Source organism: Mesorhizobium sp. M5C.F.Ca.ET.164.01.1.1 (assembly GCF_004792125.1).
GTDB classification, from domain to species: Bacteria; Pseudomonadota; Alphaproteobacteria; order Rhizobiales; family Rhizobiaceae; genus Mesorhizobium; species Mesorhizobium wenxiniae.
On the sequence record NZ_SRTG01000001.1, the window covers coordinates 1,772,862 to 1,791,011 of the forward strand.

Below are 18,150 nucleotides of genomic sequence, written 5' to 3' on the forward strand. Positions count from 1 at the left end.
CGTATTGGCTGTTGCCTGTAAGACGTTGCAGGCGCCTGGAGTCCGACACCGAAATGCAATCCACCCGCGACCGTCTTGAAGCCGTTCTTTCGCGCCTCGCCGACCGCGCGAACGACGAAAGCGTGTTCACAAAACTCTATCCGGAGGCAGCGCGGGCGGCGGCGGGCGCCGCCGATGCACGGCGCAGAGCCGGCGTGACGCTCGGGCCGCTCGACGGAACAATTCTGTCGATCAAAGACCTGTTCGATGTCGCCGGCGAGCCGACCACGGCCGGATCATTGTTGCTCAGCACCGCGGCGCCGGCGCTGCGGGATGCCGTCATCGTGCAACGATTGCGGCAAGCGGGCGCTGTCATCTTCGGCAAGACCAATATGACCGAATTCGCCTTCACCGCAATCGGCGTCAACCCGCATTACGGCACGCCCGGCAATGCGACCGACGCCAGCCGGATTGCGGGTGGCTCATCCTCCGGCGCCGGTGTTTCGGTCGCCGAAGGCACGAGCGAGATCTCGATCGGTTCCGACACCGGCGGTTCGGTGCGCATTCCGGCATCGCTGAACGGTGTCGTGGGGTTCAAGCCGACGGCACGCCGGGTGCCGCGTGATGGCGTTCTCCCGCTGTCGGCCACGCTGGACTCCATTGGCCCGCTTGCCCGCACCGTCGCCGAATGTGCCGCAGCCGACGCGGTGATGGCGGGCCAGGAGACTGTGGCTCTGGTTCCGCTTCCGTTTGCCGGACTGCGCATCGGCATTCCGCGCGGCGCGCTCTTCGAGGATACAGAAAAAGAGGTCTCGGCGGCGTTCGAGCGATGTGTTCGCAAGGTAGAGCTTGCGGGTGCATACCTCGCCGATCTGTCCATCGATGACCTCCTTGCCGATTTGCGAGGGGTAACCAAGCGGGCCTCGATCGCGGCAATGGAGGGTGCGGAGGTCCATGCAGATTGGCTGGCGACAGGCGCGACGACGCCGGTCGATCCGCGGGTGAGCGAGCCGTTGTCGCGCGCCGCCGCCGTTCCGGCCACGGCCTATATAAGGGCAATCCGCCGCCGCACGGCGCTGGTCGCGGCCATGGACGAGCGGCTGGTGTCCGTCGATGTGCTGGCCCTGCCGACCACACCGGTCACCGCGCCGACCATCGTGTCTATGACCAGCGACGAAGCTCTATGTGAGCGTACGGAAGGCCTTCTGTTGTGCAACACGCAGGTCGCCAACCAGTTCGACCTCTGCGCGATCTCGCTGCCGATGCCGGGAATGGCGCGCCCGGCCGGGCTGATGCTGGTGGCGCGCCACGGCCATGACCACCGTCTCCTGCGCATCGCGGCGGAAGTCGAGGCACTGCTTAAAGCGCGTCGCGTCTGAACGGGTTCATGCGACGCGCTTTAAGTTCTTGTTTCTATGCATGTCGTTATCGCAAAACCGCTGCGCACTTGCGCGACATGCATTAGCCGTTGAGGTGCTCAGATATCGGCCGGAAACCGCCGCCGGTAGTGCTCGACCACTTCGGGATTGCGCAGATTGACCGGCAATTTGTTGGCCAGCACCAGCAAGGCTTCATCAGCCGAACCGACGCCCATGCGCATCATCGATTGCTCGGTGATGCCGGCCATGTGCGGCGTGACGATGACATTGTCGAAGCCGAAATAGGCATGATCTGAAGGCAGCGGCTGCGTCACAAAAACATCGAGCGCGGCACCGCCGATACCGCCCTTTTGCAGCGCTTCGATCAGCGCGTCGTCGTCGATCACCGGCCCGCGCGAAATATTGATCAGCAGCGCATGCGGCTTCATTCGACCGATGCGCTCGCGGTTGATCAGGCCGCGCGTCTCCGGTGTCAGCGGGCAGCACAGAACGATGATGTCGCTCTGCTCGACCAGCGCGTCGATCGACAGAAAGCCGACCCTGTCCGGCGCCGGCCTCATGCTGCGCGTCGTCGCCACCACGTTCAGGTCAAAACCATGCGCCGCGATACGGCCGACCGCCTGTCCGATGGCGCCGAAGCCGACAATACCGATCGTGTTGCCGGCGAGCTCGCTGGCGAGAATGGTGTGGTCGCGGCCGGCCAGCCAGCCCTTCGCCCGCAAGTCGCGGTCCACCCTGCGGAAACGCCGAAGCAGCGCCAGGGCCGCGAACATCACGTATTCGGCGACCGACCGTGCATTGACCGCCGGCACGTTTGCCACCAGGACGCCGGCTGCAGTGGCCGCTTCCATGGGGACCATGTCGAGCCCGGCGCCGTGGCGGATTGCGGCCCGGAGCTTCGTCGCACCTTCGAAAAGCGCTGATGGCAGCGGGGCGCGAACGATGATGATATCGGCGTTCCTCGCCTCGGCGGCCAGCGTGTCCGCATCGAGGGCGGAGGCGACGACGAGTTCGCCGGCACCAGTCAGCATGGCGGAGGCGCGCGGGTGCAGCACGTGAGTCGAGAGGATTTTAGGCATATCAGACCTGTTCGAGTGCTGGGCTGTGAGGTTCTGCCCCGCCGCCTTCGATCAGGCCTTTCCAGTAGCTTTCCGCGCCTTGCAGATGGGCGCTCATCAGCGCCTGGGCGAGATTGCCGTCGCGGCGCAGCAGCGCCTCGTAGATCTGGATGTGCTCGGCATGCGAGCGCACGCTGCGTTCGGGATCGTTGAAATAGATCGGCAGGCGTTGCTCGCCCATCATGTAATAGACGCTGCATATGTTGTGAAAAACGCTGTTCTTGGTTGCCCGCACGATTTCAAGGTGAAATTCGCGGTCCTCCTTGGCAAGGCCCTCGCTTGCCGCAATGCGCTCTTCCGACGCCTTCAGGATTTCGCGCAGCCGCTCGAAATTTTCCTCGGTAGCGCGCGAACAGGCAAGCTCGGCGGCCTTGATCTCGTGGATCTTGCGCAACTCGACCGTCTCGTAGATCTGGATCGGATCAAGCGGCAGGCCGGCCCTGGCAAAAAGCGCCATCGCCTCGACGCTGGCCTGCTTGGTGTCGATGTAGATGCCGGACTTGGCCCGGCGCTCGACGATGCGCATGGCTTCGAGGATGGCCAGCGCCTCGCGGATCTGGCCGCGGCTGACGGCGAAATGCTCCGCCAGTTCACGCTCCGACGGCGTTCGGCCCGTCGCCTTGTCGGAGTGGGAGAACAGATAGGCAGCGAGTTCCGCGAGAAGGTTCTTTTCTTTCATGATCAGCCGCGTAGCGCGTGCGCCTCCAGGAACCGTTCCGAAAGGGTGAATCCCAGTCCGGGCTTCTCCGGGATCGCTATCATACCGTCCTTTGCTTCGACAGTCTCCTCGATCAGATCGTGGATCATCGGGTTGGCGCCGAGCGAATACTCGATGGTAAAGCTAGCCGGCGAAGCAGCGCAGACATGCAGCCCGGCAAAGAAGCAAGGCGCGCCAGCCCACAGATGCGGCGCAAAGCGCAGATTGAAGGCGCTGGCGATGGTGCCGATCTTTATCGCCTCGCTGATGCCGCCGCAAAAGGCCGGGTCAGGCTGGAAGATATCGGCCGCCTTGAGCGTGGCGAGATCGCGGAAAGCATAGCGCGTCGCTTCGCTTTCGCCGGTGGCGATCGGGATGGAGCCGGACGCCCGCACTTCGGCCATGCCGGGCTTGTCGTCGGCGATGACCGGCTCCTCGAACCAGGCCAGATCGAGATCGCCGGCGAGATGGATGAAGCGCTTGGCTTCCGCCACCGTATAGGTGCCATGCGCATCGACCATCAGGTCGACCTCGGGGCCGAGCGCCTGTCTTGCGGCGCGCACGCGGGCGGCGGAAAGATGCGGAGCGCCGTCCATCGCGCCGATCCGCATCTTCAGCGCCTTGAAACCGCCCTTGGCGATATAGGATTTTAACTGGTCGCCGATCGCCTCGGTGGAGGCCCAGCCGCCGGAAGCATAGGCGGGCATGCGGTCGAGCTTGCGGCCGCCGAGCAGCCGCCAGACTGGAACCCCCTGCGACTTGCCCAGAATATCCCACAACGCGATGTCGACGGCGCTGATCGCAGCGACGCTGATGCCGCGCCGCGCCAGTTGCGGCATGGCGTGGCCGTTTTGCGCGGCACTGTCGTGGCGCACGCCATTGTAGAGCATCTCCCAGATCACCCCGATGTCGGCCGGATCGCAGCCGATCAGCTGCGGGCCGACCTCGTGGTTCAGCATGTGGACGAGGGCGCCATAGCTGCCGGTGCTGCCGGCAGCATTCTTGCCTTCGCCCCAGCCGACCAGCCCGTCGTCGGTCTCGATGCGCAGGATGGCGGCGTCAAACGTCGTCACCTGACCGAAGTCGCTGCGGTGCTGCTTCGCGGCTTCGATCGGTATACGGACCCACCAGGCTTGGACCGTCTTGATGCGCATGTTCATCCCCGGCCTTGCCGCCGGTCAGGGCGGAAGGCTCATTCTCAAGCGGACCGACTACTTGATCAGCGGCAGCAACGTTTCAGCGTTGATACGCATCTGATCGGTGTAGAACTTTTCCGTCAGCACGCTGGAACCATGGTCCTGAATGAATTTGAGCTGCTCCGGCGAGATGTCGACCGGATTGCGTTCGACCATGTCGGGATAGGGAGCAGCCGGCGTGCGGTCGACGGGGGCGACGAACTCGTTGGTCAGCGCGCCGTCGTAACCGACCTCCTTCAGCGTGCCGACGATCTTCGGCCAGTCGATCTGTCCGAGACCGGCGGCGAAGCGGTTGTTGTCGGCGACATGGAAGTCGAACAGGCGCTTGCCGACCTGCCGGATGGCGTCATAGACGTTAAATTCTTCCATGTGGATGTGGTAGGCGTCGAGACAGACGCCGCATTCGGGGCTGACTGCATCGGCCAGCGCCAGCGCCTGGGCGCCACGGTTGAACAGATAGGTCTCGAAACGGTTGAGCGGCTCGACCGCGATCTTGACACCGACCTTCTTGGCATGGGTGAAGCATTCCCTGGTGGCGTCGACCACCCATTTCCATTCTTCTTCTTCGGTGCCGTCCGGCACCACCTTGCCGACGGTGGCGGGAACCAGGGTGATGATCTCGCCGTCGAGCTCGCTCACCATCGTCAGCACATCCTTGACGTACTGTACGGAGCGCTCGCGCTGGCCCTGGTCCTTGGCGGCGAGATTGCGCTCGCCCAGCATCAGCGTCACCGCCCCCCAGCAGCGGATGCCGTGCTCCTTCAGGAGCGCGCGCGTCTCCTCGGTCTTGTATTGCTCGGGCTCGCCGGAAATTTCGATCGACTCATAGCCGAATTTCTTGATGCGTTTGAGCGTCGTCTCCAATGGTTCCGCCCGCATCCAGTTGTGCGTCGAAAGATGCATGGTCTGTCCTTCCCAGAATTCGCCTGTAACAGTTCGCCTGCGACGCACTCCACCAGAGCGCGTTGCATGATTTCCTCCCCAAGGCGCTCCAGCATTTGTCGTAAACTGGTTCGACCAATTGGGCGTGAAAAGAGGTCTACAGCAATTTCATCTGGACGGCAAGAAATCCTACAAGGCAGCCCCGGTCTATGATTATTTCATTGATAAAACTGGCGTATTAGTCCGCTGCCCGCCAATTTTCGCAGCACTGGATGCGAGTGGCACCGCTTGACCAAATGACCATATTTGGTAATACCAGAATAGCGGTGCGTACTAGCGCCTGTCGAGAAAAGACCAAAGAGGCTGGCCCTGCTTTCAATCGGCGCTATGCTTGGTCGTGGATAATTAGGGAGGATGCCGATGCCGTCGACAATGAAGGGTCCTGGGCTGTTTCTGGCGCAGTTCGCAGGCGATGCCGCACCGTTCAATTCGCTGCCGGCGATCACCAAATGGGCGGCCGGGCTGGGCTACAAGGGCGTGCAGATCCCGACCTGGGACAGCCGGCTGTTCGACCTCGAGAAGGCGGCGTCTTCCCAGGCCTATTGCGACGAAGTGAAGGGCATCTGCACCGAGGCGGGCGTTGAGATCACCGAGCTGTCGACGCACCTGCAGGGACAGTTGGTGGCGGTGCATCCGGCCTATGACGCGCAGTTCGATGGCTTCGCGCCGCCTGCGGTGCACAATAATCCTAAAGCCAGGCAGCAATGGGCGGTCGAACAGATGAAGTTCGGCGCCAAGGCTTCGAAGAATCTCGGGCTTAAGGCGTCGGTGTCGTTTTGCGGAGCGTTGGCCTTCCCCTACCTTTATCCTTGGCCGCAACGGCCGGCGGGATTGATCGAGGAAGCATTTTCCGAACTGGGAAAACGCTGGAAGCCGATCCTCGACGTCTATGAGGACAATGGCGTCGACGTCGGTTACGAAATCCATCCGGGCGAGGACGTCTTCGACGGTGCGACATTCGAGATGTTCCTCGACGCGGTGGGCGGCCACAAGCGCTGCAACATCAATTACGATCCGTCGCATTTCCTGTTGCAGCAGCTCGACTATCTCGAATTCATCGACATCTATCACGAGCGGATCAAGGCGTTCCACGCCAAGGATGCCGAGTTCAATCCGACCGGCCGGCAAGGCGTCTATTCCGGTTATCAGAGCTGGACGAACCGGGCCGGGCGTTTCCGCTCGCTCGGCGACGGACAGGTGGATTTCGGCGGCATCTTCTCCAAACTCGCCCAATATGACTACGATTCATGGGCGGTGCTGGAATGGGAATGCTGCCTGAAGCACCCCGAGGATGGCGCGGCCGAAGGCGCTCCCTTCATCCAGCATCACATCATCAGGGTGACGGAAAAAGCATTCGACGATTTCGCCGGCGGCGCGACCGACAAAAAGGTGCTGCGCGCCATGATGGGAATCTAGCGCTTTTTTCCCTCCCCTCGAGGGGAGGGGCGATCCGCGCAGCGGATCGGGGTGGGGTCGCTGGGCGTAGAGCTCGGCATGAACCGACCCCTCCCGGCCCTTCGGGCCACCCTCCCCTCAAGGGGGAGGGGTATTTCAGACGAGGGAGAAAATCATGGTCGGCGCATCGAAATCGGAAACGGGAGGCGGCCCGATCCGCTACGGCATGGTCGGCGGCGGGCAAGGCGCCTTCATCGGTGCCGTGCACCGGATCGCGGCGCGCATGGACAATGAGTTCGTGTTGATCGCAGGTGCCCTGTCGTCCGACCCGGCGCGTGCCAAGGCATCGGCCGAGGAACTCGGGCTCGATCCGGCGCGCAGCTACAGCTCGTTCGCCGAGATGGCTAAGGCCGAGGCCAAGCGGCCGGACGGCATCGAGGCGGTGGCCATCGTCACGCCCAACAATGTCCATGTGCCGGCGGCAAAGGCGTTTCTCGAGGCCGGCATCCATGTCATCTGCGACAAGCCGCTGGCGACGACACTGGCCGAGGCAAAGAAGCTGGCGGCACTAGTCGAAAAGACCGGCAAAGTGTTCGTGCTGACGCATAATTACACCGCCTATCCGATGGTACGGCAGGCGCGCGAGATGGTAGCCAAGGGGCAGCTCGGCGACATCCGCATCGTGCAGTCTGAATATCCGCAGGACTGGCTGACCGAGGACCTCGCCGCTACCGGCCAGAAGCAGGCGGCCTGGCGCTCCGACCCCAAGCAGGCGGGTGCCGGCGGTGCGCTGGGCGACATCGGCACGCATGCCTACAATCTCGCGCGCTTTGTCTGCGGGCTGGAGCTCGATTCACTTTCCGCCGATCTCGACGCCTTCGTGCCGGGGCGGCAACTCGACGACAATGTCAACGTGATGCTGCGCTTCAAACCGGTCGGCAAGTCGCACCCGGCCAAGGGCATGATCTGGGCGAGCCAGGTGGCGCCCGGCCACGAGAACGGGCTGAAGCTGCGCATCTACGGCTCGAAGGGCGGACTTGAATGGGTGCAGGCCGACCCGAACTATCTCTGGTACACGCCGTTCGGCCAGCCGAAGCAGTTGATCACCCGGAACGGCGCCGGCGCGCTGCCCGTCGCCGGGCGCGTCAGCAGGGTTCCGTCAGGCCATCCGGAAGGCTATCTCGAAGGCTTCGCCAACATTTACCAGGAGGCGGCCCGCGCCATCCGCGCGGCGCGCCGCAAAGGCGGCAAGCCGGCTAAGGATGTTATCTTCCCGACCATCCAGGACGGCGTCGAAGGCATGGCCTTCATCGAAGCCTGCGTGAAGTCGTCGAGGAAGAACGGGGCTTGGACGAAGCTCTGATTTAAGAAGCAGCAGTGGATCAAGGGGGAGGGGTGTCGATGAAAATCGGCATGTGCATGTTCTTGTGGACGACGGCCGTGTCGAAGAAACACGAGCCACTGCTTAGGGATATCAAGGCGACCGGCTTCGATGGCGTCGAGATACCGATCTTTGCCGGCACGCCGAACGACTACACAAAACTTGGCGAACTGCTCGACCGCATCGGGCTGGAGCGCACCGCCGTTTCAGCGATGGGCGATCCGGCGCTGAACTTGATCTCGGCCGATGGTTCAACGCGCAAGGCCGGCATCGACTATATGAAATGGGCGATCGACTGCTCGGCTGCGCTCGGCGTCAAGACGCTGAGCGGCCCGTTGCATTCGACACTGGGCGCCTTCTCCGGCAGCGGGCCGACGGCGGCGGAGAAGAAGCGCTCCGTTGCTTCGCAACGCGCCATCGGCGACCATGCCGGCAAGAGGAACGTCACCATCGGGCTGGAGGCGCTCAACCGCTTCGAATGCTACCTGCTGAACACGATGGACGATCTGTCCGAGCATATCGATGCTATCGACCGGCCGCATATCAAGGCGATGTACGACACGTTCCACGCCAATATCGAGGAGGCCGACCCGATCGGCGCCTATACGCGCAACCATAAAAATGTCGTCCATATCCATATTTCGGAGAATGATCGCGGCGTGCCTGGGCGCGGCCACGTTCCGTGGAAGGAGACGTTTTCGGCCATCCGCAAGAGTGGCTATGACGACTGGCTGACGATCGAGGCCTTCGGCCGCTCGCTGAAGGATTTGGCGGCGGCAACCAAGGTCTGGCGCGATTTTTCGGAAAGCCCGGAAGCCGTCTACCGCGACGGCTACAACCATATCAGGAGTGGCTGGAAAAAGGCTGGTGCGCTGAACGCAGCCGGGCCTTCCTCTCAGGCGATCTGAGCTGCGGCCGAACGGGCCGAAACGCGCCGCTCATCGTTGCCGTTTCCGACTGTCCCCATCAGTTTGCGGCGGAGAAAACTGGAAATGTTGTCGAAGATAAAGACGACAACAAGGATCAGCAGAACCATGTAGAAAACATTGGCCCAATTGGTATTGGTGCGCATGGCCTCCCACAATTTCAGACCGATGCCGCCGGCGCCGACAGCCCCTATGATCGTCGCTGACCGGGTGTTCGATTCCCAGAAATAGAGCGATTGGCTAAGGAATACCGGCAGAACCTGGGGCAGCACGCCGTAGCGCTGCACCATTGCCGGCGTGGCGCCAACCGAGCGGATGCCCTCGCGCTGCTTGTCGTCGATGTTTTCCAGTGCCTCGGAATAGAGTTTGCCGAGGGTTCCGGTGTCGGTGAAGAAGATGGCCGACATGCCGGCCAGCGGTCCCGGACCGAAGCCGCGTGTGAAGAACAGCGCCCAGATCAGCATGTCGACCGAGCGCAGGAAATCGAAAAAGCGTTTTGTTGCCTGGTTGGCGATCCGGCTCGGCGTGACGTTGCGTGCAGCCAGAAAGGCGAGCGGAAAGGCGACGATCGAGGCCAGCACCGTGCCGACAAAAGCCATGACGATGGTTTGCAAGAGTTTCAGCCAGACGTCTCCATGCTGCCACTCGGCGTTGTTGAGGATGTTGTCCCAGGCGAGTGCCGCGTTCGACCGTGACGGGTCGATGCGTGCCCCGAAGACGACCAGTGAAGCGACCTCGCCGAACGGCTTTCCCCAGAATGGCGAGTTCGTGTCAAAGACGAAATTGGCCCAGCCGAAGAAACGTCTCCAGGCGACGACTTCGTCATTTTGCACCTCGGCGCGACCGAGAAATCCAAAAGAGACGTAGGCTGTCGAGCCTGGCCTGCGTTGCTCGATCCAGTCGGGCAGCGGTGTGCGCGGCGTGACAGAGCTGTCCTTGGCAATATCGAAGATGACGCTTTCGGCGCCGCGCGTCACGGTGACGAGGTCTGGCGTGATGGCGATCCGGCCATTGCCAAGGGTGACAGTCGCCGCCACAACGGCGTTTTCGCGCACCGTTTCAGGTGCAGCCGGAGCGGATTGGCCCAACGGGGCGGCCGGGTTCTCGGCAGTCGGCGCGCCGGGCGCCATGAACGAATCCTGCGATGACTTGTTGGTCGCGATCGCCGGTGCCGGCGCTGCCTCGACCCGCTGCTCGATGACGGCCATCTGCTTGGCCACCCAGTCGGGATCTGGATTGGATCCCAGTTTGGAGAAGCGGGAGTAGTCGATCGTCAGATAGTTATCTTTGAACTCAATGTCGGGCCGGATTTCGTAAGACACCCAGTCGGCGAGATAAGCGCCGGCAAGGTTCCAGTTCGCCTTTTCGAGAACGCTGGCGACTGAGAAGAACCACGAACAGTAGAAGGCGTAGAGAATACAGAGAAGGATGCCGATCGGGACGGCGTAGCGCTTCCACAGGGAGCGCCGGAAGGCGTCCGGGTGGCGAGCGGCGATGTCGTTGATGGCGTCGGCGTTCATGCGTTACTCTCCGCGCCCATATGCGAACGCTTGCCGGCCGACAAGACGGTGTCTCAGCCACGCCGAAACCTGATCGACGGCAACAATCGTGCAGAATAGCAGGAAGACGATGGCGAGGGTCTTGGCCTCATGGCCCCGGCTGATCGAAAGACGCAGGGATTCGCCGATGCCGCCGGCGCCGACGGCGCCGAGAATGGTCGAAGCGCGCACATTGATCTCGAAGCGGAGCAGGACGTAGCTCATGAAGTTGGGCAGGACCTGTGGCACGATGCCGAACCACACCCGTTCGACCCAGTTGGCACCGAGGGCGCGCAAGCCTTCTTCAGGCTTCATGTCGACATTCTCGACCACCTCGAAGAACATTTTTCCGAGTGCGCCGACGGTGTGGATGCTGACCGCGAGGATCGCCGGAATCGGTCCGAGCGAGAAGACCGCCAGAAAGAAGCCGGCGATGACGATTTCCGGAAAGGCGCGGACAATTTCAAGGAAGCGGCGCGTGGCGAAACGGAGCCAGCGGCTGGCCGTGATATTGCCTGCAGCGAGGAAGCAGAGCAGGAAACCGAATGTGGCGCCCACCAGCGTTGAAAACAGAGCTATGTTCAGCGTCTCGATCATCCGGTGGAAATACTCCGGAATGTAGATGCTCTGGGTCAGGTAGACCCGGCCTTCGGGGTAGTCGAATTTGAGGCTGCCATCGTCATAGGGGGACGGCAGGTCGAACAGCGCGCGCACCGGGTCGAACCAGTCGCGCGGCTTCAACTCGGCGAAAAAGTCGGCGACGTAAGGAAGGCGGTCGAAAAACTTTCCGGCGTTGGTTTCGTTGGCGAACCAGAGCGAGCCAGAGAGTGCAAGAAACAGGAAAACCAGGCCTCCGATCGTGTAAAGGCGCCGGCGGGCGGCGAGGTCGCGCCAGTGCCGCTCGACTGTGGCTCCCTCCGGTGAGAGCGCAGGCGCTCGGTATACGTCGGTCGCGCTCATTGATAGATCCCCGGCCCCTGATGCAGCAACGCCGCCGGCGGCATGGCCCCGGCGGCGTTGTGGCAGTTTGATTACGAGCCGATCTTCGCCTTACGGGCGTCGATGATCGGCTGATAGAATTCCGGGGTGACCGGCGAATAGCCCTTGTAATCGCCGCCTTGTATCGCCGAGAAACAGGCCGGGTCGGTTTCCGGAAGCTTGGTCAGGAAATCGGTGATCTTCTGCTTGGCGCCGGCGTCGATCGACGTACGCACGACCAGCGGGCCATTCGGAATCAGCGGCGACTGCCACAATTCGACAAGGTCGTCCATCTTGAGCACGCCCTTGTCGACCATCTTGCGAAGATTGCCCGAGCTGTAGCCGTCGTTAAACTCGCCGACGCCGGAGGCCCAGGTTGTGCCGGCATCGAACGTGCCTTTCAGAACTTCAAGGACGAGCTGTTCGTGGCCGCCGCCGAAACCGGTCGACGCGAAGTAGCTCTTCACATCCATGCCGATGTCCTTGGGCAGTGAGGTGACCGGGATCAGGTAACCAGAAGTCGAATCGGGATCGGCGAAACCGAGTTTCTTGCCCTTCATGTCGGCGAGCGTCTTGATGCCGGAATCAGCACGGGCAACCATGACCGAATGGTAGCCGGTCGAACCGTCGGTCTGAACCGTCGTCAGGATCGGCTGAACCGCGTCCTTGTTTTCAAGATAGATCTTGGCGTAGCCGGAAGCGCCCAGTTCGGCAAAGTCAAGCGTGCCGCCAAGCAGGCCCTGGATGACGCCGTCGTAATCGGCGGCCGGGAACAGCGAAACTTTCTCGACACCGAGGACGTCCTTGATGTGATCGGAGAAGCACTGGTAGTTGCGCAGACGGTCGGCTTCGTTCTCGCCGCCCAGAATGCCGACGCGGAATTCCTTCAGGTCCTGTGCCTGAACCGCGCCCATCGCCATGGCGATGACCGAAACAGCACCGAAAAACATCATTCTAAACATTTCGCATCTCTCCTGTTGGTTCCGGCATCGCGCCGGCAGCGTTCGAATTTTGACAGCGCCCTTGACGCGGGCTGGCGATCCAGGCGCTCTTTTGTTTGTCCATGATCTTTTCTGGATACCGGTATCCACTTGTCGGGATCATGGAATTAGTAGCCAGGAAATGCGGGCTCGAGCGGTACTGCGGATGCGGCGATTTTTTGCTTGATGGTGACGCTGGTCGAGGTGATGGCCTCGGAGATTTCACCGCCATTGCTGTCGGCACCGTAGACCATGCGCACCGCCTCACGGTTGAGATCTTCGGGGGGGCCGTCGAACACGACCTTGCCGGCGGCCATGCCGATGATGCGGTTGCAATAGGTGCGCGCGGTATCCAGCGTGTGCAGATTGGTGACGACTGTGAGGCCCTCGCGCAGATTGATGTCCTGCAGCGAATCCATCACCACCTTAGCGTTGAGGGGGTCGAGCGAGGCGATCGGCTCGTCGGCAAGGATGACTTTCGGCTGCTGCATCATGGCGCGGGCGATCGCGACGCGCTGCTGCTGGCCGCCGGACAAGGTGCCGGCCGGCTGCAGCGCCGTGCGGGCAATGTCGAGACGTTCGAGCGCCGCGATCGCCTCGGCCCGTTCCTCGCGGGAGAAGAGACCGAGCAGATTGACAATGGTCGAGCGGTGATTGAGCCGGCCGAGCAGCACATTGGTCAGCACGTCGAGACGCGGCACAAGGTTGAATTGCTGAAAGATCATGGCGCAATCGCGCTGCCAGCGCCTGAGCAGCGAACCGCGCAGGCTGGAAACTTCGGCGCCGTCAAAGAAAATCGATCCTTGGCTGGGATCGATGAGGCGGTTGATCATGCGCAAAAGCGTCGACTTGCCGGCGCCCGAGCGGCCGATAATGCCGACCATCTGGCCGTGCGGGATCGAGATGTCGACATTGCTGACGGCGGTGTTCTTGCCAAACCGGCGGGTGACACCGCGGATTTCGAGCGTGGCTGAGGTTGCTGACATAGGCAAGTTCCAGTCCAGTCGCGTTTGGAAGGTCTGTTAACCATCGCTAGCGCAACGCCATGAACCTGCGGTGTCGGATTGATGTCAGTTTTGTTACCGCCCACAGGCTTGGCGGCGAGCCATGAATGGTGAATAGTGAATAGTGAATAGTGAATAGTGAATAGTGAATAGTGAATAGTGAATAGTGAATAGTGAATAGTGAATAGTGAATAGTGAATAGAAAGGGCTTCACCAGCCTCTGCTGGCTGCCAGCGTCACCATTCACCATTCACCCCCTTCAGCTGCCGTATTTTTCCAGAAACGCTTCCGCCGAAAGGGCGCGGAAATCGTCGAGCGCGGCGCGCAGGCGGGCATGGTCCCAATCCCACCAGGCGAGTGCCTGATAACGTTCCGCCGTGTGGCGGTCGAAGCGTTCGCGGATTGGTTTCGCCGGCACGCCGCCGACGATGGTGTAGGGCGCAACGTCCTTCGACACCACCGCGCCGGCGCCGACCGCCGCACCGTCGCCCACGGTGACGCCGGGCAGGACGGTCGAGCCGTGGCCAAGCCAGGTGTCGTGGCCGATGGTGACGCGTCTGGCGCGGCGCTGGGCGAAGAATTCGCTTTCGTGCTGAGCGTCGTCCCAATAATCCGAGGCGCGATAGGTGAAATGGTGCAGCGTCGGCCGCCACGTCGGGTGGTTGGTGGCGTTGATGCGCACATTGGCGGCGATGTTGGCGAACTTGCCGATCGTCGCGCACCAGACGCCGCAGTCCTGCATCATGTAGGAATAGTCGCCGATTGTGCTCTCGGAAACTCGGCAGCGATCGGCGATCTCGGTCCAGCGGCCGAGCGTCGAGTTCTCGACTTCCGCCGTCTCGTGGACAAGCGGCGTTTCCGACAGTTTCCTGGTCATGCGGCGATTTTCCCGGCGGCAAAAGCGGTCACGTCGATGACGCGGTCGGCTACCGCCTCGCGCACGTCGTGGTCATGGAAGATGCCAAGCAGGGCGACGCCGGCCGCCTTCTTGGCCGCGATCAGCGTAATCACGACATCGCGGTTCCTGGCATCGAGCGAAGCGGTCGGCTCGTCGAGCAGCAGGATCGGGTGCTCGGTGATGAAGCCGCGCGCGATGTTGACGCGCTGCTGTTCGCCGCCGGAAAAGGTCGCCGGCGGCAGTGCCCAGAGTTTTTCCGGCAGGTTGAGCTGCCCCAGCAAGGCGCGCGCCTTGCCGCGCGCAACTTCACGGTCCTCGCCGCCCTCGACCAGCGGTTCGGCCACGACATCGAGGGCGGAGACGCGCGGCACTGTGCGCAGGAACTGGCTGACATAGCCGATCGTGAGCCGGCGCACGGCAAGCACGGTGCGCGGGCTCGCCGTCGCGAGATCGATGAGCCCGTCCTCGTGCTGGACGATGATCTGGCCTTCGTCGACCGCATAGTTGCCGTAGAGCATCTTCAGGATCGAGCTCTTGCCGGCGCCGGAAGGGCCGCCGAGCACGGCGCACTCGCCTGCCCTGATCGAGAACGACACGCCGGTGACGACAGGCAGTTTGATGCCGTCGCGCAGATGCATGGTGAAGCTCTTGGCGACATCGGAGACGACGAGCGGGGTTGCCATGATCACACCTGCAGAATGGAAGAAACAAGGAGCTGCGTGTAGGGCGCGCGCGGATCGTCGAGCACGCGGTCGGTGAGGCCGCTTTCGACGACGCGGCCGTCCTTCATCACCATCATGCGTTGCGACAGCAGACGTGCCACCGCGAGGTCGTGGGTGACGACGATGGCGGCCAGGCCGAGATCGGTGACCAGGCCGCGCAACAGGTCGAGCAGGCGCGCCTGCACGGAAACGTCGAGGCCGCCGGTCGGCTCGTCCATGAACACCAGCCGCGGCCCGGTGACGAGATTGCGGGCGATCTGCAAGCGCTGGCGCATGCCACCGGAAAAAGCGCGCGGTTCGTCGTCGATGCGGTCCTCGTCGATCTCGACGCGTGACAGCCAGTCGACGGCGCAAGCGCGGATTTTTCCATAGTGGCGGTCGCCCACCGCCATCAGCCGCTCGCCGACATTGGCGCCGGCTGACACCGTCATGCGCAGCCCGTCGGCCGGGTTCTGGTGGACGAAGCCCCAGTCGGTGCGCATCAGGAAGCGGCGCTCAGCCTCGCTCATGCGGTAGAGCTCGCGGAACTGACCGTCGCGCATGCGGTAGCTGGCGGTGCCGGAACTCGGCAGCAATCTGGTCGAGAGACAGTTGAGCAGCGTCGTCTTGCCGGAACCGGATTCGCCGACCACCGCCAGCACCTCGCCCGGCCACAGGTCGAAGGTGACGTTTTCGCAGCCGACACGCGAGCCGTAGAATTTGGATAGCGCGGAAACGCGCAGCAGTGGTTCGTCGGTCATTGCGCCGGCTCCGTTTTTTCCAGGGCAAGAGGGGTTTCAGGCGCAAGATGGCCGCGATGGCCTCCTTCGCGCCGTTTCTCGCAATGGTCGGTGTCGGAGCAGACGAACATGTGGCCGCCATGGTCGTCGAGGATGACTTCGTCGAGATAGACGTTCTCGGCCGCACACAGCGCGCAGGGCTGGTCGAAGGTCTGCACCTCGAACGGGTGATCCTCGAAATCGAGGCTGACCACATCGGTGAAGGGCGGCAGCGCATAGATGCGCTTTTCGCGGCCAGCACCGAATAGTTGCAGAGACGGCGAACGATGCATCTTCGGATTGTCGAACTTCGGCGTCGGCGAGGGGTCCATCACATAGCGGCCCTCGACCTTGACCGGGTAGGCATAGGTAGTGGCAATGCGGCCGTGCCTGGCGATGTCCTCGTAGAGCTTCACATGCATGAGGCCGTATTCCTCCAGCGCATGCATCTTGCGCGTTTCCGTTTCGCGCGGTTCGAGGAAGCGCAACGGTTCGGGGATCGGCACCTGATAGACCAGCACCTGGCCCGCGCTCAGTGGATGTTCGGGAATGCGGTGGCGGGTCTGTATGATGGTCGCCTTCGCCGTCTCGGTGGTGACGGCGACATTGGCGACCTTCTTGAAAAAAGCGCGGATCGAGACGGCGTTGGTGGTGTCGTCGGCGCCCTGGTCGATGACCTTCAGCACATCGTCGGGACCGATGATCGAAGCCGTGACCTGGACGCCGCCGGTGCCCCAGCCATAGGGCATCGGCATTTCGCGCGAGGCGAACGGCACCTGATAGCCGGGAATGGCTATGCCCTTGAGGATCGCGCGACGGATCATCCGCTTGGTCTGCTCGTCGAGATAGGCGAAGTTGTAGGTGGCGATGTCGGTCATGGCGATCGCTTCCACTTTGTGCTACCGAATTGACTTCCAAGACACGGAAGAAGGGCCAGGCTCAGGTGACTCCAACCGGATGGATGCACATCGGAATCCTGTTGCTGGTGTTCGTCGGCGTGGTTGCCTTTGTCCTTCGAAGAATGGTTCTTCCTGCGCCGAAGGAAGGCGCGAATGGCGAAACCGTTGGCGGCAGTAGCGGCTACGGCGGATCCGGAGGGGTGTAGCGGCCATTCCCACGAGATCATGGTGGTGGAGCTAACTGAAGTCATTCCGCGGCCTGCCTCTTCTCCTCGGCTTTGCCGGCGTTTTCGCGGGAATCGTGCTCGGCGCGCATGCGGCGCACCAGGTCGAGCTCGGCCTGGAAGTCGACATAGTGCGGCAGCTTCAGATGCTCGACGAAGCCGGTCGCCTGGACGTTGTCGGAATGCGAGATGACGAACTCCTCGTCCTGGGCTGCGGCGACGACATCTTCGCCGAATTCGGTTGCACGAAGAGCGCGGTCGCACAGCGCCATGGCCATCGCCTTGCGCTCGCTCTGGCCGAAGACGAGGCCGTAGCCGCGGGTGAATTGCGGCGGCGCCTTGGCCGAGCCCTTGAACTGGTTGACCATCTGGCACTCGGTGACACGTACGGAGCCGAGCGGTACTGGGAATGGCAGCTCCGGCACGTCGAGTTCCAGCTCGACCTCACCGATGCGAACCTCGCCGACGAAGGGATGGTTGCGGGCATAGCCGCGCTGGGTGGAATAGCCGAGCGCCAGCAGAAAACCCTCGTCGCCGCGTGACAGCGCCTGCAGGCGGATGTCGCGCGCCATCGGAAATTCCAGCGGCTCGCGGGTGATATCGCCGGGGATATGGTCCTGCGGCATGTCGCCATCAGGCTCGATCAGGCCCTCGCGGGCGAGGATCGCGGAGACGCGCGGCATGGCTTCCGCCTCGCTGGCACGCTGCAGCGGCTCGGCGACATCGCCGCCCGCGGCGAGTTCGGGATCGAGCAGCCGGTGAGTGTAGTCGAAGGTCGGGCCGAGCAGCTGGCCGCCGGGTAGGTCCTTGTAGGTCGCCGAAACGCGCCGCTCGACCAGCATCGCGCCGGTGTCGATCGCGTTGGTGTAGCCAAAGCGTGGCAGCGTCGTGCGATAGGCGCGGACCAGGAAGATCGCCTCGATCATGTCGCCGCGCGCCTGAACGATGGCTAGTGCCGCCAATTCCCGGTCGTAAAGCGAACCTTCGCTCATCACTCGGTCGACGCCGAGCGCCAGCTGCTCGACGATCTGGTCGAGGCGAAGCGCCGGCACGGAACGGTCGCCGCGTCGGCGGTCGGCGAGCAGGGAGTGGGCGTTGGCAATGGCCGCTTCGCCGCCTTTTACCGCGACATACAT

Annotated in this window: 17 protein-coding genes; 4 read left to right on the plus strand and 13 right to left on the minus strand. The window is 62.7% G+C overall.

What is annotated here, in order from left to right; all coding sequences use genetic code 11:
* The first annotated feature begins 53 nt into the window (after positions 1 to 53).
* Positions 54 to 1,358 (plus strand): amidase, encoded by a 1,305-nt coding sequence (locus tag EN807_RS08730; protein ID WP_135934623.1) that lies wholly within the window; start codon positions 54 to 56, stop codon positions 1,356 to 1,358.
* A 98-nt stretch (positions 1,359 to 1,456) separates the two neighbouring features.
* On the opposite strand, the gene EN807_RS08735 is transcribed toward EN807_RS08730, so the two are convergent.
* The 4 genes from EN807_RS08735 to EN807_RS08750 are packed head-to-tail and all read right to left on the minus strand — an operon-like array spanning position 1,457 to position 5,272.
* Positions 1,457 to 2,437, minus strand: coding sequence for a hydroxyacid dehydrogenase (locus EN807_RS08735; protein WP_135934624.1), 981 nt, complete (start codon positions 2,435 to 2,437; stop codon positions 1,457 to 1,459).
* Position 2,438: 1 nt separating this feature from the next.
* Complete coding sequence (locus tag EN807_RS08740; RefSeq protein WP_135934625.1) at positions 2,439 to 3,155, minus strand: FadR/GntR family transcriptional regulator; 717 nt, start codon at positions 3,153 to 3,155, stop codon at positions 2,439 to 2,441.
* 2 nt (positions 3,156 to 3,157) lie between these two features.
* On the minus strand, positions 3,158 to 4,327 hold the full coding sequence (locus EN807_RS08745) for a mandelate racemase/muconate lactonizing enzyme family protein (RefSeq protein ID WP_135934626.1): 1,170 nt from the start codon (positions 4,325 to 4,327) through the stop codon (positions 3,158 to 3,160).
* Between the two features lie 57 nt (positions 4,328 to 4,384).
* The gene (locus EN807_RS08750; RefSeq protein ID WP_127318072.1) at positions 4,385 to 5,272 is read right to left on the minus strand and encodes a sugar phosphate isomerase/epimerase; all 888 of its coding nucleotides are present in this window, start codon (positions 5,270 to 5,272) and stop codon (positions 4,385 to 4,387) included.
* A gap of 399 nt (positions 5,273 to 5,671) precedes the next feature.
* On the opposite strand from EN807_RS08750, the gene EN807_RS08755 reads away from it, so the two are divergent.
* The 3 genes from EN807_RS08755 to EN807_RS08765 all read left to right on the plus strand — a co-directional run bounded on the left by EN807_RS08755 (position 5,672) and on the right by EN807_RS08765 (position 8,995).
* Positions 5,672 to 6,727, plus strand: coding sequence for a sugar phosphate isomerase/epimerase (locus EN807_RS08755; protein WP_135934627.1), 1,056 nt, complete (start codon positions 5,672 to 5,674; stop codon positions 6,725 to 6,727).
* A 154-nt stretch (positions 6,728 to 6,881) separates the two neighbouring features.
* A complete protein-coding gene (locus EN807_RS08760; RefSeq protein WP_135934628.1) occupies positions 6,882 to 8,069 on the plus strand; it encodes a Gfo/Idh/MocA family oxidoreductase in 1,188 nt (395 codons plus the stop codon).
* 38 nt (positions 8,070 to 8,107) lie between these two features.
* Entirely contained in the window at positions 8,108 to 8,995 is an 888-nt protein-coding gene (locus EN807_RS08765) for a sugar phosphate isomerase/epimerase (RefSeq protein ID WP_135934629.1), read from the plus strand.
* Here EN807_RS08765 and phnE (EN807_RS08770) read toward each other — a convergent pair.
* The 9 genes from phnE (EN807_RS08770) to EN807_RS08815 all read right to left on the minus strand — a co-directional run bounded on the left by phnE (EN807_RS08770) (position 8,983) and on the right by EN807_RS08815 (position 18,150).
* Positions 8,983 to 10,533, minus strand: coding sequence for a phosphonate ABC transporter, permease protein PhnE (gene phnE / locus EN807_RS08770; protein ID WP_135934630.1), 1,551 nt, complete (start codon positions 10,531 to 10,533; stop codon positions 8,983 to 8,985). The two genes, EN807_RS08765 and phnE (EN807_RS08770), sit on opposite strands and share 13 nt — an antisense overlap.
* Positions 10,534 to 10,536: 3 nt before the next feature.
* Complete coding sequence (gene phnE / locus EN807_RS08775; RefSeq protein ID WP_135934631.1) at positions 10,537 to 11,511, minus strand: phosphonate ABC transporter, permease protein PhnE; 975 nt, start codon at positions 11,509 to 11,511, stop codon at positions 10,537 to 10,539.
* Between the two features lie 71 nt (positions 11,512 to 11,582).
* Complete coding sequence (gene phnD / locus EN807_RS08780) at positions 11,583 to 12,491, minus strand: phosphonate ABC transporter substrate-binding protein (RefSeq protein WP_135934632.1); 909 nt, start codon at positions 12,489 to 12,491, stop codon at positions 11,583 to 11,585.
* A 146-nt stretch (positions 12,492 to 12,637) separates the two neighbouring features.
* Positions 12,638 to 13,495 (minus strand): phosphonate ABC transporter ATP-binding protein, encoded by an 858-nt coding sequence (phnC, locus tag EN807_RS08785; RefSeq protein ID WP_135934633.1) that lies wholly within the window; start codon positions 13,493 to 13,495, stop codon positions 12,638 to 12,640.
* Positions 13,496 to 13,772: 277 nt separating this feature from the next.
* Positions 13,773 to 14,390, minus strand: a complete 618-nt coding sequence (locus EN807_RS08795) for a DapH/DapD/GlmU-related protein (protein WP_135934635.1) — start codon at positions 14,388 to 14,390, stop codon at positions 13,773 to 13,775.
* Positions 14,387 to 15,094: a phosphonate C-P lyase system protein PhnL gene (gene phnL, locus EN807_RS08800; RefSeq protein WP_135934636.1), complete on the minus strand. Its 708-nt coding sequence runs from the start codon at positions 15,092 to 15,094 to the stop codon at positions 14,387 to 14,389. The genes EN807_RS08795 and phnL overlap by 4 nt, the downstream gene beginning before the upstream one ends.
* A 2-nt stretch (positions 15,095 to 15,096) precedes the next feature.
* Complete coding sequence (phnK, locus tag EN807_RS08805; RefSeq protein ID WP_127317930.1) at positions 15,097 to 15,873, minus strand: phosphonate C-P lyase system protein PhnK; 777 nt, start codon at positions 15,871 to 15,873, stop codon at positions 15,097 to 15,099.
* Complete coding sequence (locus EN807_RS08810) at positions 15,870 to 16,769, minus strand: alpha-D-ribose 1-methylphosphonate 5-phosphate C-P-lyase PhnJ (RefSeq protein ID WP_135934637.1); 900 nt, start codon at positions 16,767 to 16,769, stop codon at positions 15,870 to 15,872. The genes phnK and EN807_RS08810 overlap by 4 nt, the downstream gene beginning before the upstream one ends.
* A 268-nt stretch (positions 16,770 to 17,037) precedes the next feature.
* Positions 17,038 to 18,150 (minus strand): carbon-phosphorus lyase complex subunit PhnI, encoded by a 1,113-nt coding sequence (locus EN807_RS08815; RefSeq protein ID WP_135934638.1) that lies wholly within the window; start codon positions 18,148 to 18,150, stop codon positions 17,038 to 17,040.

Coding starts and splice junctions, on each gene's coding strand:
- EN807_RS08730 (WP_135934623.1), top strand. CDS start 54: ATGCAATCCACCCGCGACCGTCTTGAAGCCGTTCTTTCGCGCCTCGCC.
- EN807_RS08735 (WP_135934624.1), bottom strand. CDS start 2,437: ATGCCTAAAATCCTCTCGACTCACGTGCTGCACCCGCGCGCCTCCGCC.
- EN807_RS08740 (WP_135934625.1), bottom strand. CDS start 3,155: ATGAAAGAAAAGAACCTTCTCGCGGAACTCGCTGCCTATCTGTTCTCC.
- EN807_RS08745 (WP_135934626.1), bottom strand. CDS start 4,327: ATGCGCATCAAGACGGTCCAAGCCTGGTGGGTCCGTATACCGATCGAA.
- EN807_RS08750 (WP_127318072.1), bottom strand. CDS start 5,272: ATGCATCTTTCGACGCACAACTGGATGCGGGCGGAACCATTGGAGACG.
- EN807_RS08755 (WP_135934627.1), top strand. CDS start 5,672: ATGCCGTCGACAATGAAGGGTCCTGGGCTGTTTCTGGCGCAGTTCGCA.
- EN807_RS08760 (WP_135934628.1), top strand. CDS start 6,882: ATGGTCGGCGCATCGAAATCGGAAACGGGAGGCGGCCCGATCCGCTAC.
- EN807_RS08765 (WP_135934629.1), top strand. CDS start 8,108: ATGAAAATCGGCATGTGCATGTTCTTGTGGACGACGGCCGTGTCGAAG.
- phnE (WP_135934630.1), bottom strand. CDS start 10,533: ATGAACGCCGACGCCATCAACGACATCGCCGCTCGCCACCCGGACGCC.
- phnE (WP_135934631.1), bottom strand. CDS start 11,511: ATGAGCGCGACCGACGTATACCGAGCGCCTGCGCTCTCACCGGAGGGA.
- phnD (WP_135934632.1), bottom strand. CDS start 12,491: ATGTTTAGAATGATGTTTTTCGGTGCTGTTTCGGTCATCGCCATGGCG.
- phnC (WP_135934633.1), bottom strand. CDS start 13,495: ATGTCAGCAACCTCAGCCACGCTCGAAATCCGCGGTGTCACCCGCCGG.
- EN807_RS08795 (WP_135934635.1), bottom strand. CDS start 14,390: ATGACCAGGAAACTGTCGGAAACGCCGCTTGTCCACGAGACGGCGGAA.
- phnL (WP_135934636.1), bottom strand. CDS start 15,094: ATGGCAACCCCGCTCGTCGTCTCCGATGTCGCCAAGAGCTTCACCATG.
- phnK (WP_127317930.1), bottom strand. CDS start 15,873: ATGACCGACGAACCACTGCTGCGCGTTTCCGCGCTATCCAAATTCTAC.
- EN807_RS08810 (WP_135934637.1), bottom strand. CDS start 16,769: ATGACCGACATCGCCACCTACAACTTCGCCTATCTCGACGAGCAGACC.
- EN807_RS08815 (WP_135934638.1), bottom strand. CDS start 18,150: ATGTATGTCGCGGTAAAAGGCGGCGAAGCGGCCATTGCCAACGCCCAC.